Source organism: Pseudomonas sp. EL_65y_Pfl1_R83, from assembly GCF_963970695.1.
In the GTDB taxonomy this organism is placed as follows: domain Bacteria; phylum Pseudomonadota; class Gammaproteobacteria; order Pseudomonadales; family Pseudomonadaceae; genus Aquipseudomonas; species Aquipseudomonas tritici.
This window is the reverse complement of record NZ_CAXAQI010000421.1, coordinates 1-455: the sequence shown is the minus strand read 5'-3', so window position 1 is coordinate 455 and position 455 is coordinate 1. Positions and strand designations below refer to the sequence as shown.

Genomic DNA, 455 nt, shown 5'->3' with positions numbered 1-455 from the left:
CCTGAGCAAAGAACGTTCGAAATTAGATACAACGAAATTAGCCGCCGGCTTCCTACCGAAGCCCGTGCCCAGCCGCCCCGCGTGGGGGATAATTATCGCTTACCTTTCTTAGGGTAAGAGCGCGTTAGAACTTAAAGCGTGCGCCGACGCGGATGAGGTACAGCGACTGAGCAGTGTTCACCGTTTCGTTCGGCGACTTGAAGCTGCTGTATTGATACTTGGCGCAAGCCCCGGCTGGATTGGTCGCCGACCCGACCACACCCGTGAGTGCAGCTCCCGCCGCGTTGAGGCAGGTTACCTGCACCACCGCCGAAGTGTACGGGAAGCCGGTATAATATTGACCGCCCCAGTTCTTGTTCAACAGGTTGGGCAGATTCTCAATGTCGGCAAACAACGAAATCCGCGAATGGAAGACGTAGGCCGGAAGTTCCTGCTCAAGATGGAGGTCGATACGG

Annotated in this window: 1 protein-coding gene; it reads right to left on the bottom strand. The window is 56.3% G+C overall.

What is annotated here, in order from left to right:
- Positions 1–124: 124 nt before the first annotated feature.
- Positions 125–455: hypothetical protein (locus AACY08_RS29615; protein ID WP_339472639.1), on the bottom strand; the 331-nt coding region annotated here is incomplete at its 5' end.